Below are 14,626 nucleotides of genomic sequence, written 5' to 3'. Positions count from 1 at the left end.
CCTCAGACGCGGAACGCGCTGATCAGTTGTTTAAGCTCAACGACCTGGGCTGACAGCGCCCGGCTGGCATCTTCGGTCTGATGCGCACCTTGCGCCGTGCGCTCGCCGGCGCGGTTGATCTCGACGATGTTCTGATCGATGTCGTGGGCCACCGCAGTTTGCTGTTCAACCGCAGCGGCGATCTGCTGGTTCTGATCGACGATCATACCGACCGCACCAAGGATGTTTTCCAGCGCCTGCTGGACCTTTTCCGACTGCCCGACCGTGCCATTGGCCATCTGATGGCTGACGCCCATGGCCTTCACGGCCGCGCCGACACCGCCGTGCAGTTTGGCGATCATCTGTTCGATTTCTTCAGTTGATTGCTGGGTGCGTTTGGCCAAGGTGCGTACTTCATCGGCGACCACAGCAAAACCGCGCCCCTGCTCGCCAGCACGGGCGGCTTCGATCGCGGCGTTGAGCGCCAGCAGGTTGGTTTGTTCGGCAATACTCTTGATCACTTCCAGTACTCGACTGATCGCCTGGCTGTCGCTGGCTAACTGGTTGATCACCAACACCGACTGGTCGATTTCGCTGGCCAGCGCAGCAATGCTGCCCTGCTGCGACTCGACCAGGCCACGGCCACTGATGGTCTCGTCATTGACGCTATGGGCGCTGCTCACCGCTGCCGCCGCACTGCGTGCCACCTCCAGTGAAGTCGCCGACATCTGGTTCATCGCCGTCGCCACTTGCTCGATCTGCGTGCGTTGCCCGGCGACCGCCTGATTGCTTTGCGCAGAGACGTTTTCAACCTGCCCGGCCTGGCGCTCGACCTCAGCGACAGTCTGACCTACGCGCTCGATCAAGTCGTGAATCTTCCTCACCGTGCCATTGAAGACTTCGCCCAACTCGCCCAGCTCATCGCGGCTATTGGCCTTGAAGTTGACGGTCATGTCGCCGGCCGCGACCTTGTCCATCATCGCCCCGAGGCGTTTCAGCGTGGTGCGGGTCGAGGCGTAGAAACCGCCGTAGAGATAGAAGATCAGTACGAACACCACCGACAGCGCCACCGCCTGCAAGACCATGTGTGTACGGTTCTGCGCCAGACGCTGCTGCAATTGCGTGTCGAGGAATTTGAGGGTGGCTTCGTTGAGCTGGTAAGTCCTGTCGATCAGCACGGTGACCTGATCGTAGAACGCCTGCCACGGCGCATCGAGGGTGTCGGCCATCACCACCTGCTCTTCGAACAGCTCGCTGGCCTGTTTCAGCGAGGCCTTGCTGCTGTCGGCCACCGTGCTGAGGGTATCCCGCGCGGCTTTGCTGGAGCCGAGGGCGTCCTGCAGTTTAAGCGCGTACTCGGCCTGGAGTTTTTCGATCTGCACCATCAGCTCATCGAAACGGGTGCTCGAAGAACTGTTGAGAAAACCCTGGCCCAATGAATACGAGCCCATGGCCCGGCCTTCACCGAGGGTTTGCGTGACGGTCGGCGTGATCAGGGTGACCAGTTCGCTGAGTTGACGGATATCGCTCTGGTTGTCGCGGCTCAGGCCGGCCTGGCTGGTAATGATCTGGCTGAAAATCTGCGCACTGGCGAGCAATTTGCCGATCAACGCACTTTTGCTTTGCAGCGAGTTTTCCGTTTGCTGGGCCTTGAACGCGGCAATCATTTCATCGCGCTTACCGTCGAAGACCTGAATCTGCTCGGGATCCTCGGTCATCGCCGTCAGCCCTTGCAGGCGCGTCAAAACGGCTTGTTCGAGGGTGGTTATCTGCGCCTCGACGTTGCCGGCCTTGCCGGACTGGCCGAGGGTGACGTTGATTTGTACCAGGTTATTGAGGGTTTCCAGATCCCGACGCAGGGCCAGGCTACTGCCCAGCAGATCAAGGCTTTGCAGCTCGACCCGAGTGCCCTGGAATTCGCGATAGGAATCGCGCACCAGATAAAAATTGGTCACCAGCATCGGCACCAGAAACAGCACGCTGATCAGGCTGAACTTCATGCCGAAGCTCAGACGGTTCATCAGCGAGACGGCGGGATAGAGCAAGCTCTTCACTGGAAGTCTCCCTTGGTTTTTCTTGTTTTTATTGGCAGGCGCGGGGCGACAGCAGATAGCCACTATCGAGCGCCATCTCTGTATAGCTCAAATCGGAGGGAGGTTTTGTAACTTAAGGTTAACGACATCGCAGCCCGCGACACACAGATCTCCTCGTAGGAGCTGCCGCAGGCTGCGATCTTTTGATCTTTCTTGAAATCAGTGAACCAGAACCGTCCACAAGGCAAACCCGGCATACCACAACACCGCCGCGCGCAGCAGCAATTCCCACAAGCAATCGAGGGTGTTGATGCCGTCCGGCCCGACCACGGGAGGTGGAATCTCGCCCGCCGCCAGACCTACCCGGTTGATCAATTGCGCAGCGCTGATGTTCCAGTTCAGCAGTTCATGCAGCATCACCCGACTGACCGCGACAAAATTGCCGACCAGCGCCAGGCTCGCCGCCAACAAGCGCACCGGCAGCCAGTCAAAGGCATGCCGCAGTTGCGCCGCGCGCTCGACCAGCGCCGGGTTCTGGCCGTGCTCCTGCGCCAGCGCCAACAGGCGATACGCCAACGCCGCGACCGGGCCAAGTACGAAATACCAGAAGATCACCGCAAAAAAGCTCTGATAGGCCTGCCACAGCAGATGCCCCTGCACGTTTTCAAGCAACTGCTCGCCGCTGTCGGCGCAAATATCCAGATCACGCTTGGCCACATGCGCTGCGGCTTGCAAATCCTCACGTCGCCAGGCATCACGGAACGGCCCGAGACCGCCGAGCAAATCGCCGCGCCCCAGGCTGTAAATCACCACCAGCAAATGCACCGGCAACGCCAGCAAGCCGTAGGCCACAGGCTCCAATACCAATAGCAACAACGCCAACAGCGCCACCGGGAACAGCACCAGAATCGTCAGCACCAGCCAAGGCTGTCTGGCCAGGCGCGTGCTGGTTTCGAGTTTGTTCAGTTCGCGGATCCATCCGCCATCGCGTTGAACCCGATGACGCAGGGCCGAAAACTTCTCGATCCACAACGCCAGCAGTAACACTAGAAAACTCATTGTCCTTCCTCTTGTGCCAGGGCCGCGCGGTAACGCGCCCAGTCGAATGCCGGGCCAGGATCGGTCTTACGCCCGGGTGCTATGTCGCTGTGCCCACAAATGCGGGCGCCGGTGATGGCCGGAAATGCTCTTTGTAACTGGCGGGTCAACGCCGTCAACGCCTGATACTGCGCGTCGGTGAACGGCAGATCATCGGTGCCTTCGAGCTCGATGCCCACGGAAAAATCGTTACAGGTTTCCCGTCCTTCGAAGACCGAGACGCCGGCATGCCACGCGCGCTCAAGACAGGAGACAAACTGGGTGACCTTGCCGTCACGTTCAATCAGAAAGTGCGCCGAGACGCGCAGGTCAGCAATCCCTGCAAAATAGGGATGTTCGGTGACATCCAGACGATTCTGGAAAAATTCCTGCACCTTGCCCGTGGCGAACTGCGCCGGCGGCAGGCTGATGTTGTGGATGACCAACAGGGAAATTTCGCCCGCCGGGCGCTCATTGAAGTTGGGCGATGGGCAGACCTGCACCCCGTGACACCACCCGCTAGCGGGATCCAACTGCATACCGATTCCTTCAACGCCGACTGTGTTGGCGCCCAGTATGCCGTGATCGGCCCCCGGCGCGCGATCACTTGCCGCGATTGAGTCGTCGCAGATTGCCCAGCACCGACTCCAGCGCGCGATCGAACAACAAGGTGTCGTCCAGCGTACGCACCGCGCCACGCTGGAACTCCAAGGCCAGCGCAACGCGGCTGCGCTCGAGCACCTTCATCCCGGTGCGATCGACAAATACATACTTGCCCGTGGCTTCGATAATGGCTGCCAGCTTGCAGCGCAGGCTATGGTCTTCGTCTTCCTGAAACGCCACCCAACTGCCCAGACGCAGTTGTTCGACCTGACGCAGACCGGCGGCGTCGTGGGGCAAACGTACCGAGGTTAGCCCCGCGCTGCCCTCATCAGCGGTTTGCAGGATGATCTGTTGCGACACCTCGACCATGGGCAAAGCCTGATCGGCCTGCTCGGAGCGCTCTAGCACCCGCACATGCAGGGCTTCCAGCTCACTGAAAAACTCGCTGGTGGCGAACGGATCGAACGCCGAACTGCTCAGACCATCACGCAGTGCCTTGAGCAAACCCGGCACAAGTGCCAGCAAGCGCAGGCTGGATTCAGCGTCGTCATGGCGCTGCACACTCCAGATCAGCTGCTCCATGGTCTGCACATCGGCCTGCCATTCAGCGGACTGATCGCCATGCTTGAGACAGGTCAGCAGCAGTACTTTGCTCCAGGCGTCCTGGACGAAGGTGACCACGGTCGGCGGCAGAGTCTTGCCCAGCAGCGCTTGATTCAACGCGCGCTCGACCCGACGCCGCGCCAGTTCGGTTTTTGCCCGCCCCTCTTCAGCATCACGCAGGCGCTGTTCAAGCAGCTCGCTGCGGCGGCGTTCATCGCTGGTGAAGGCGAGAAAGTCAGCCAGCAACTCGGAAAAAATCGCCGGGTCGTCGACGAAATCGTTGAGCAGGCGCTGCACCACTTGTTCGATCCGCAGGTACAAGCTGTCGCGTGCCTCACCGTCGCAATCGCCCCAGCCCATGGCCGCCGCGGCGATTTCGTTGAGCAGGCGCCGCGCCGGATGGGTACTGCGGCTGAAGAAACTCTTGTCGAGCACCGCGACCTTGAGCATCGGGATCTGCAACCGGGCGATCAGCGCCTTGAGCGAATCCGGCACATTACGGTCTTCAAGAATGCAGTCAAAGACCATCGCGATCAGGTTGATCACGTCTTCGTCCGCATCGCCGACGATCCGCGATTTGCCGCTTCTGACACTGACTCGGGTCAACAGTTGTTCGAGCTGATTGCGCAGATCGAAGTCATCCTGCGCCGCCAGCGCCGGCACGTATTGTTGCAAATGCGAGAGCAGGCGCAGCAGGTCGCGGGAGGAAATCGGTTGCGCCGCGACGCTGGACTCCAAGGTCGGCGCAACACTGCCGCGCACCTGCGCGAGCAACTGCTGCAACGCGGCGAAAACCTCCTGCACGCCTTCGTCGACGGGCGGCGTGTCGTCGCGTTCCTCGCTGTGCACATTGGCGATCGCACGATCAATTGCGCGACGTGCAGGGGCTGCTTTCAACTCGGGCAACACACCGGTGGCGAGCAACAATTGATTGGCTTCGGCGTAAAGCTGTTCGGTGTCGGCCAAGACATAACGCTCGAACAGTTTGAGCAGGATCAGCTTGACCTTGATTTCCACGCCCAGATTACGCCCGGCCTGGAGGAAAAACTCACAGAGCCGCGCCGGGCCGAGCGGGTTGTGCTGATCGTCGAGGGTGTTGCCGAGCAGCGCGTTAAGGCGCGCGGTCAGTTGATCGAGGGCGAAGCCGTCACGCTTGAGCACGCGACCGACCATGGTCTCGACCGCCACGCTGCGCTCCATGTCGTCGCTGCGCGGTGCCAGTTCGTCGTAGATCAGGGCGTGCGGCAGCGTGTTGTGCGTGGGGTCGTATTGCGTCAGGCCGACGAAGGCTTCGAAAAATTGCTCAAGGAAGCCACGCTCGATGTTTTTGCGCTTGAGGCGCAGGTCGCGCATGGCTTCGAAGAAGATGTTCTGCTCGACGTCGTTGCGCGCCCGGTCGGCCATTTCAAACAGCGTGTCGTCAGCGTTATCGAACAGCTCCTGTAAACCGTGGCGCAGTTGCTGGGCAGCCTTGTCGCGAACCTGAAGCAGAATCACAGGCAGGCGGGCGAGCAGCGAGTGATTCGCCTGATCGGTAGCGCTCTTGTGCAAAGGCACCACTTTCCCGTCGTTGTGCATCCAAGCCTCCTGAAACGGTGATTCGTTCGGGTAAGCCAACCCGGATCCCGTGTGGGAGCGAGCCTGCTCGCGATGGCGGTGTGTCAGCCGCAGCAATGTCACTGAAAGAATGCATTCGCGAGCAGGTTCGCTCCCACCAGTTCAATCAGGACGTCAAAGCTATGACGTCAAATGCAAGGCAGATTATCTTTCATAACTTGCCCACGGCGCCATAGTCGTCAGGGTTTCCCCTATGCCCTCTCAATGACCCTGTCCGGGCGCGTTTTGCTCAAAGAAAATCGACCGGATGCAGGCAAGCACGCGCGTTCTCGCCTTGGGTTGGCTCGCGCCATGCCCCTATAATCGAACCACTTTGTTTGTGGAGCCCGTTATGCCGAATCTACGTCTCGCCGATTTGACCGCCGAAATCGAAGCCAACGTGCGCCGTGCGTTGCTCGAAGACATCGGCAGCGGCGACATCACCGCGCAACTGATCCCGGCCGAACGACTGGCCAAAGCCACCATCATCACCCGCGATGCAGCCGTCATCTGCGGCACGGCGTGGGTCGATGCCGTGTTTCGTCAGCTCGATCCACGGGTCGCGGTGCACTGGCAAGTGGTCGATGGCGAGCGGGTAAAACCCAATCAGCCGCTGTTTCATCTGGAAGGGCCGGCCCGTTCGCTGCTGACCGGGGAACGCAGTGCGCTGAACTTCTTGCAACTGCTGTCGGGTGTGGCGACTCGCGCGCAGTACCTGGCGGATTTCGTCGGCGCTACTCAGGTCAAGTTGCTCGACACCCGCAAAACCCTGCCGGGCCTGCGTCTGGCGCAGAAATACGCGGTGACCTGCGGTGGCTGCCATAACCATCGCATCGGTCTGTACGACGCGTTCCTGATCAAGGAAAACCACATCGCCGCCAGCGGTGGCATTCCACAAGCCATTGCCGCCGCGCACAAGATTGCGCCGGGCAAACCGGTGGAAGTCGAAGTGGAAAGTCTGGATGAGCTGAAAGAAGCACTGACCGCCGGCGCCGACATCATCATGCTTGATGAGTTGAGCCTGGATGACATGCGCGAAGCCGTGCGCCTGAATGGCGGCAAGGCGAAGCTGGAAGCCAGCGGTGGCATCAACGAAAGCACGCTGCTGCCGATCGCCGAAACTGGAGTGGATTACATCTCGATCGGTGCGATGACCAAGGATGTCAAAGCGGTGGATCTGTCGATGCGCTTGAGCCTTTGAAGGTTTCACGCAATAAAAAACGCCAGCCCGGTTGAGGCTGGCGTTTTTGTTTCAGACCACCAGATTATTCATCTCGCAGTATTCTTCCCACTCGACACCCAGCACTTCGGCCGCCTCTTTGTGCAGCACGAGGCGCTGCGCCTCGAACTCTTCCGGCGTGCTCGTGTACTTGAGCGTCAGTTCCCACGGCTGCAAGCCCTGGGCTTCGGCTTCATCTTCGAAGGCCCACTGGATCTGGTCTTTCTGATCGTCGGGACTGAGATCCTTGATCTCTTCCTTGAGGTCCGGTACGTCCAGAATGTACTTTCCCAGCGCTTGTTCGTGACGTTGCTCTTGAGTTAATTCGGTCATGGCGTTCTCGCTGATCTTAGGAATGGAGGATGGATCTGGATCATCAAGGATCTCTCTGACGCGGATTGACCGGCCTTCGGAACCATTCGGGATCATCTGAAAACTGCTAAGCGATGCTCATGCAGGCACCGAATATAGGACGTTTGCATGACGAATTACATGGGTCTTTACATCTCTCCCACAAAAAGCTGACCTGCGGAACATAAATCCGCATGGCGATAAGTGAGAGAGATGAATAAGGTGGTGCCCGAGACAGGAATCGAACCTGCGACCTTCGCGTTACGAGTGCGCTGCTCTACCGGCTGAGCTACACGGGCGGTGGGCTAAACCTAGCACCGGTCTTGAAGTCCGGCAACTTCGCAGAATGTCCCGATATTTCGCAGACAAAAAAATGCCCCGCCGTTTTCACGGCGGGGCATTTTTATTGCGCTAACGCTTTGGGGTGATTAAACGCCCGAAGCCTTGGCCGCTGCCACGTCTTTGATGGACAGCTTGATACGGCCGCGGTTGTCCACGTCCAGTACCAGCACTTCCACTTCCTGGCCTTCTTTCAGGATGTCGGTCACTTTCTCTACGCGAGCGTCGCTCAGCATCGAGATGTGCACCAGACCGTCCTTGCCCGGCAGGATGTTGACGAATGCGCCGAAGTCGACGATGCGCTCAACCTTGCCGACGTAGATCTTGCCGATCTCGGCTTCAGCGGTGATACCCAGAACGCGCTGACGTGCTGCTTCAGCCGCTTCCTTGGTTTCGCCGAAGATCTTGATCGAACCGTCGTCTTCGATGTCGATCGAAGCCTTGGTTTCTTCACAGATCGCACGGATGGTCGCGCCACCTTTACCGATAACGTCACGGATCTTGTCGGTGTCGATCTTCATCGCGATCATGGTCGGAGCGTTGGCCGACAGTTCGGTACGCGACTGGCCGATGATCTGGTTCATCTGACCGAGAATGTTCAGGCGCGCTTCCAGGGCTTGGCCCAGAGCGATTTCCATGATCTCTTCGGTGATGCCCTTGATCTTGATGTCCATCTGCAGCGCAGTAACGCCTTTGGCGGTACCGGCTACTTTGAAGTCCATGTCGCCCAGGTGGTCTTCGTCACCCAGGATGTCGGTCAGGACGGCAAATTTCTCGCCTTCTTTAACCAGACCCATGGCGATACCGGCAACCGGCGCCTTCATCGGCACACCAGCATCCATCAGGGCCAGGGAAGCGCCGCAAACGGAAGCCATCGAGCTCGAACCGTTGGATTCGGTGATTTCCGAAACTACACGGATGGTGTACGGGAACACGTCAGCGGCTGGCAGCATGGCCGAAACCGAACGACGGGCCAGACGGCCGTGACCGATTTCACGACGACCAGCACCACCCATGCGACCACACTCGCCCACCGAGAACGGAGGGAAGTTGTAGTGCAGCATGAACGGGTCTTTTTTCTCGCCTTCCAGGGTGTCCAGCAGTTGTGCGTCACGGGCAGTACCCAGTGTTGCAACGACCAGAGCCTGGGTTTCACCACGGGTGAACAGCGCCGAACCGTGAGTCTTCGGCAGAACGCCGACTTCGATGTTCAGCGGACGTACGGTTTTGGTGTCGCGACCGTCGATACGTGGCTTGCCGTTTACGATGTTTTCGCGAACGGTGCGGTATTCGATTTCGCCGAAAGCAGCTTTGACTTCGCTGGACGAAGGCTGGCCTTCTTCACCGGACAGCTTGGCAACGACTTGATCCTTCAGCTCACCCAGGCGAGCGTAACGGTCGGCCTTGACGGTGATGGTGTAAGCCTGGGAGATCGCTTCGCCGAACTCGGCACGGATAGCGCCCAGCAGTTCGGTGGCTTCTGGCGCAGGCGCCCAGGTCCAGGTCGGCTTGGCAGCTTCGGCAGCCAGTTCTTTAACGGCGTTGATCACCACCTGGAACTCGTCGTGAGCAAACAGTACCGCGCCCAGCATCTGGTCTTCGGTCAGCTCTTTGGCTTCCGATTCAACCATCAGTACGGCGTCGGAAGTACCGGCAACGACCATGTCCAGGCTCGAAGCAGCTTGCTGCTCGTAAGTCGGGTTCAGCAGGTAGCCGGTGCTTTCGTGGAAAGCTACACGAGCGGCGCCGATCGGGCCGTCGAACGGAATGCCCGAGATGGCCAGGGCAGCCGAGGTACCGATCATCGCAGCGATGTCCGGATCGGTTTTCTTGCTGGTGGAAACGACGGTGCAGACAACCTGCACTTCGTTCATGAAGCCTTCAGGGAACAGTGGACGGATCGGACGGTCGATCAGTCGGGAAGTCAGGGTTTCTTTCTCGGAAGGACGGCCTTCGCGCTTGAAGAAACCGCCAGGGATCTTACCGGCAGCGTAAGTCTTTTCCTGGTAGTGAACGGACAGAGGGAAGAAGCCCTTGCCCGGATCGGCTTGTTTTGCACCGACTACAGTCACCAATACGCTGACGTCGTCGTCAACGGTGACCAATACTGCGCCGGAGGCCTGACGGGCGATACGGCCAGTCTCGAGGGTAACGGTCGATTGACCGAACTGGAATTTTTTGATTACCGGGTTCACGGTGTCCTACCTTCTTTGTGGCTCTTGGGGGAACTGGTTTCTTGCGAATTCTTGGGCAATGTCGGGAATCGGCCCAACCCTTGTCCGGGGTAAAACGTGCATCCAGATAAAACTTGAGGCTGGGAGCCTGCAAGGCGACCGCGGTAAACCGCGGACGTCTTGCAGACCACCAACCTCATAGCGCAATCGCTGATTAGCGACGCAGACCCAGGCGAGCGATCAGAGCGCTGTAACGGCTCACGTCCTTGCCTTTCAGGTAGTCCAGCAGCTTGCGACGCTGGTTTACCATGCGGATCAGACCACGACGGGAGTGGTGATCTTTACCGTTGGCCTTGAAGTGACCTTGCAGTTTGTTGATGTTGTGGGTCAGCAGTGCAACTTGCACTTCTGGCGAACCAGTGTCACCAACAGCTTGCTGGTAGTCAGCAACGATTTGAGCTTTTTCTTGAACGTCGAGAGCCATGAGGCAATCCTTTTATCAGGAAACTGTTTCAGGGAAACAGCTTCAACAGGCCAGGGACAAATCCCTGTATCTATAAATGAGTCGTGACCGTGCCTGTTAACAGCCACACTCGCCGACCTGCTGTTACACAGGCCGGTTCCGGTCATTCTGACCGAATCAAACGACGTGGCGCGATGCGCCCGTCTTCGCTCACTTCACCGATACCGATGAAGCGACCATTGTGATCCTGTACCCGTACCATGCCGAACTTCGGAGCATCCGGGGCACGTACCGGCTGGCCATTGAGCCAGTAGAACGCGCTCGCTTCCGAGAAGTGCAGCAACGGCCAATCCAGCAGGCCGCTGTCCGATGGCATCAGGAAGCGATCAACCGCTTCGTTGCCGCCTTCGGCATGTACTGCTTCCAGCTCTTCGAGGGTAACCGTCTGCGCCAGGGTGAAAGGCCCGGCCTGGGTACGACGCAATTCAGCGACGTACGCACCACAACCAAGTTGCTCACCGATATCCTCCACCAGGGTGCGAATATAGGTGCCCTTGCTGCAATCCACCGCAAGACGCGCAGTATCGCCTTCGAAGGCCAGTAATTCCAAGCGCGCAATAGTAACAGAACGCGGTTCGCGCTCCACTACTTCGCCTGCACGAGCCAGCTTGTACAGCGGTTGGCCATCACGCTTGAGCGCCGAGTACATCGGCGGTATCTGACTGATTTGCCCGCGAAATTTCGGCAATGCCGCTTCGACATCGGCGCGACCAACGGTCACCGGGCGTTCCTGCAAAACCTCACCTTCAGCATCAGCCGTGGTGGTGGTCTTGCCCAGTTGCGCCAGGGTTTCATAACCCTTGTCGGAATCGAGCAGGTATTGCGAGAACTTGGTGGCCTCACCGAAGCACAACGGCAAGACGCCGGTGGCCAGCGGATCGAGGCTACCGGTGTGACCGGCTTTCTCGGCGTTGAGCAGCCAGCGGACCTTCTGCAACGCAGCGTTGGAGGTGAACCCCAACGGTTTGTCGAGCAAGATGATGCCGCTGACGTTACGACGGATACGTTTGACCTGAGCCACCGAATTACTCCTTGGTGTCTTCAGGTGCAGCGACGTCCAGGTGCTGATTGTCTTCAGCCACGGCGCGCTCGATCAGGGCCGACAGGTGCGCGCCACGCACGACGGATTCGTCGTAGTGGAAGTGCAATTGCGGCACGCTGCGCAGCTTCATTTCACGGGCCAGCTGCATGCGCAGGAAACCTGCGGCGGCGTTGAGCACCTTGATGCTTTGTGCGATATCTTCAGCGTTGTCCTGGCCCATCACGGTAATGAAAATCTTGGCGTGACCGACGTCACGGCTGACTTCCACAGCGGTAATGGTGACCAGACCCACGCGTGGATCTTTGACTTCGCGACGGATCAGTTGGGCCAGCTCACGCTGCATCTGATCGCCGATACGTTGGGTACGGCTGTATTCTTTTGCCATGATTTGTTACCTGTTACTGCCCTGCGGTGAAACCCGCAAGGTCTGAAAGCGGCAAACGCCCGGCCTGACAAAAGCCAGACCGGGCGTTGCGTTTAGAGTCCGGGTGATGCGCCGCACCGTTGAGTACGGCAGCCCATCACGGCTCCTGAAGTGCGCGAGTTAGAGGCTGCGAGCAACCTGAACCTTCTCGAAGACTTCGATCTTGTCGCCGACTTTGACGTCGTTGTAGCTCTTCACGCCGATACCGCATTCCATGCCGGCACGTACTTCGGAAGCGTCATCCTTGAAGCGGCGCAGGGATTCCAGCTCGCCTTCGAAGATAACGATGTCTTCACGCAGTACACGGATCGGACGGTTACGGTGCACAACACCTTCGATCACCATGCAGCCAGCGATCGCGCCAAACTTCGGCGAACGGAACACGTCACGCACTTCGGCCACACCCAGGATGTTCTCGCGAACATCGCTGCCGAGCATGCCGGTCAGGGCTTTCTTGACGTCTTCGATGATGTCGTAGATCACGTTGTAGTAACGCATGTCCAGACCTTCCTGCTCGACGATCTTCCGTGCGCCAGCATCGGCACGCACGTTGAAGCCGAACAGTACAGCATTGGAAGCCAGTGCCAGGTTAGCGTCGGACTCGGTGATACCACCGACACCGCCGCCGACGACGCGCACTTGCACTTCGTCGTTGCCCAGGCCATTCAGAGCGCCTTGCAGAGCTTCCAGCGAACCACGGACGTCGGATTTGAGGACGATGTTAAGCGTCTTCTTCTCGGCCTGACCCATGTTTTCGAAGATGTTTTCCAGCTTGCCGGCGTGAGCGCGAGCCAGTTTGACTTCGCGGAACTTGCCTTGACGGAACAGAGCCACTTCGCGGGCTTTCTTCTCGTCAGCAACCACGCTCATCTCGTCGCCAGCGTCTGGAGTACCGTCCAGGCCGAGAATCTCGACAGGGATGGAAGGACCGGCTTCTTTAATTGGCTTGCCGTTCTCGTCGAGCATGGCGCGAACGCGGCCATAGTTCGAACCGACCAGTACCATGTCGCCTTGGCGCAGGGTACCGTCTTGAACCAGAACGGTTGCAACCGGGCCACGACCTTTGTCGAGACGCGATTCAACCACAACACCACGGCCAGGAGCCGATGGAGTCGCTTTCAGTTCAAGCACTTCAGCTTGCAGCAGAACGGCTTCAAGCAGCTCGTCCACGCCAGTACCGACTTTCGCCGACACCGGTACGAACGGCGTATCACCGCCCCACTCTTCAGAAGTCACGCCGTGAACCGACAGTTCGCTACGGATGCGATCGAGATCGGCGCCCGGCTTGTCGATTTTGTTCACTGCAACAACCAGTGGAACGCCAGCCGCTACAGCGTGCTGAACAGCTTCAATGGTCTGCGGCATCACGCCGTCGTCCGCTGCAACCACCAGAATCACGATGTCGGTCGCCTTGGCACCACGGGCACGCATTGCGGTAAACGCGGCGTGACCCGGGGTATCGAGGAAGGTGACCATGCCGCGTTCGGTTTCAACGTGGTACGCACCGATGTGCTGAGTGATACCGCCGGCTTCGCCAGCAGCTACCTTGGCACGACGGATGTAGTCGAGCAGCGAGGTTTTACCGTGGTCAACGTGGCCCATTACGGTCACGACCGGTGCACGGGAGAACGTTTCGCCTTCAAACTTCAGGGACTCGGCCAGGGAATCTTCCAGGGCGGTGTCGCTGACCAGGGTCACTTTGTGGCCCAGCTCTTCAGCAACCAGTTGAGCAGTTTCCTGATCAAGTACCTGGTTGATGGTCGCTGGAGTACCCAGTTTGAACATGAACTTGATGATTTCAGCAGCCTTGACCGACATCTGATTGGCGAGATCGCCAACAGTGATGGTCTCGCCGATCTGCACGTCACGCACGACAGGGCCGGTAGGGCTCTGGAAACCGTGGGCGTTGCGCTTTTTCAGCTTGGCCTTGCCGCGACCACCGCGACGGAAGCCATCGCTTTCTTCGTCGGTAGTGCGTGGCGCCACACGTGGAGCCGGCGCTTTTTCTTTGACCGATGCGCGATGCGGAGCGTTTTTGCGCTCGCCATCACCACCACCGCTGCGACGATTGTTGTCGTCAGCACGTGGTTTGTCCGGACGGCGCTGTTCGTTCTGCTTGTTACGAACTTCAGCAGACGGAGCTGGAGCAGCGGCAACCACCGGCGCGCTTTCGCGAACAGGTTCGGCAGCTGCAGCCGGCGCCGCAACGGCGTCGCTGGTAGCGGTCTGCGCAGCAGCAGGCTGGCGACGCGCTTCTTCTTCGGCGCGCTGCTTGGCTTCTTCTTCAGCCTTCTGACGAGCAGCATTTTCTACTGCGCGACGCTCATCCAGTTCACGCTTGCGTTCGGCTTCGATTTCTTCCGGGCTACGCTGTACGAAAACTTTCTTTTTGCGAACTTCTACGCTGATGCTTTTGCTACCAGCCACACGCAGGGTGCTGGTGGTTTTACGCTGCAGCGTGATCTTGCGTGGTTCTTCCACTTTCGCCTTGTGGCTGCTTTTCAAGTGAGTCAGCAGGGACTGCTTCTCACTGTCAGTCACATTTTCTTCGGCGGCGGTGTGCGGCAGACCTGCCTCACGCATCTGCTGCAACAGGCGCTCTACCGGTGTTTTGACCTCATCGGCCAGTTGTTTCACCGTGACTTGCGTCATGCACTTCTCTC

General features: G+C 58.9%; 11 protein-coding genes and 1 tRNA gene. 1 reads left to right on the top strand and 11 read right to left on the bottom strand.

All coding sequences use genetic code 11. The features are described 5' to 3' along the window. Positions 1–2: 2 nt before the first annotated feature. From LOY43_RS04040 to LOY43_RS04025, 4 genes are all read right to left on the bottom strand, one after another. Positions 3–2,033, bottom strand: coding sequence for a methyl-accepting chemotaxis protein (locus LOY43_RS04040; protein ID WP_258709243.1), 2,031 nt, complete (start codon positions 2,031–2,033; stop codon positions 3–5). Between the two features lie 198 nt (positions 2,034–2,231). Next, positions 2,232–3,071 carry a regulatory signaling modulator protein AmpE gene (ampE, locus tag LOY43_RS04035; RefSeq protein ID WP_258709242.1) on the bottom strand — a complete coding sequence of 280 codons (840 nt, stop codon included), beginning with the start codon at positions 3,069–3,071 and terminating at the stop codon, positions 2,232–2,234. Continuing rightward, positions 3,068–3,628 carry a 1,6-anhydro-N-acetylmuramyl-L-alanine amidase AmpD gene (gene ampD / locus LOY43_RS04030; RefSeq protein WP_258709241.1) on the bottom strand — a complete coding sequence of 187 codons (561 nt, stop codon included), beginning with the start codon at positions 3,626–3,628 and terminating at the stop codon, positions 3,068–3,070. Before ampD ends, ampE begins: the two co-directional genes overlap by 4 nt. 64 nt (positions 3,629–3,692) lie before the next feature. Beyond that, positions 3,693–5,873: a DUF1631 domain-containing protein gene (locus LOY43_RS04025; protein ID WP_258709240.1), complete on the bottom strand. Its 2,181-nt coding sequence runs from the start codon at positions 5,871–5,873 to the stop codon at positions 3,693–3,695. 370 nt (positions 5,874–6,243) lie between these two features. Here LOY43_RS04025 and nadC point away from each other — a divergent pair, with 370 nt between their 5' ends. Continuing rightward, a complete protein-coding gene (gene nadC / locus LOY43_RS04020) occupies positions 6,244–7,092 on the top strand; it encodes a carboxylating nicotinate-nucleotide diphosphorylase (RefSeq protein ID WP_095125372.1) in 849 nt (282 codons plus the stop codon). Positions 7,093–7,143: 51 nt separating this feature from the next. Here nadC and LOY43_RS04015 read toward each other — a convergent pair whose 3' ends face one another. From LOY43_RS04015 to infB, 7 genes are all read right to left on the bottom strand, one after another. Continuing rightward, the gene (locus LOY43_RS04015; RefSeq protein ID WP_220557721.1) at positions 7,144–7,443 is read right to left on the bottom strand and encodes a DUF6388 family protein; all 300 of its coding nucleotides are present in this window, start codon (positions 7,441–7,443) and stop codon (positions 7,144–7,146) included. Positions 7,444–7,684: 241 nt separating this feature from the next. Continuing rightward, positions 7,685–7,760, bottom strand: a tRNA-Thr gene (locus tag LOY43_RS04010). Positions 7,761–7,889: 129 nt separating this feature from the next. Then, positions 7,890–9,995, bottom strand: coding sequence for a polyribonucleotide nucleotidyltransferase (pnp, locus tag LOY43_RS04005; protein ID WP_007915263.1), 2,106 nt, complete (start codon positions 9,993–9,995; stop codon positions 7,890–7,892). A gap of 193 nt (positions 9,996–10,188) precedes the next feature. After that, a complete protein-coding gene (gene rpsO / locus LOY43_RS04000; protein ID WP_003197723.1) occupies positions 10,189–10,458 on the bottom strand; it encodes a 30S ribosomal protein S15 in 270 nt (89 codons plus the stop codon). A 142-nt stretch (positions 10,459–10,600) separates the two neighbouring features. After that, positions 10,601–11,518: a tRNA pseudouridine(55) synthase TruB gene (gene truB / locus LOY43_RS03995; protein ID WP_034154423.1), complete on the bottom strand. Its 918-nt coding sequence runs from the start codon at positions 11,516–11,518 to the stop codon at positions 10,601–10,603. 4 nt (positions 11,519–11,522) lie between these two features. Further along, the gene (rbfA, locus tag LOY43_RS03990) at positions 11,523–11,924 is read right to left on the bottom strand and encodes a 30S ribosome-binding factor RbfA (RefSeq protein ID WP_095049714.1); all 402 of its coding nucleotides are present in this window, start codon (positions 11,922–11,924) and stop codon (positions 11,523–11,525) included. A 159-nt stretch (positions 11,925–12,083) separates the two neighbouring features. Beyond that, positions 12,084–14,615 (bottom strand): translation initiation factor IF-2, encoded by a 2,532-nt coding sequence (infB, locus tag LOY43_RS03985; protein ID WP_095049713.1) that lies wholly within the window; start codon positions 14,613–14,615, stop codon positions 12,084–12,086. Positions 14,616–14,626: the final 11 nt, after the last annotated feature.

Source organism: Pseudomonas sp. B21-041 (genome assembly GCF_024748675.1).
Taxonomy (GTDB): domain Bacteria; phylum Pseudomonadota; class Gammaproteobacteria; order Pseudomonadales; family Pseudomonadaceae; genus Aquipseudomonas; species Aquipseudomonas neuropathica.
The sequence above is the reverse complement of the archived record's forward strand: the minus strand, read 5'-3'. Positions and strand labels throughout refer to the sequence as shown.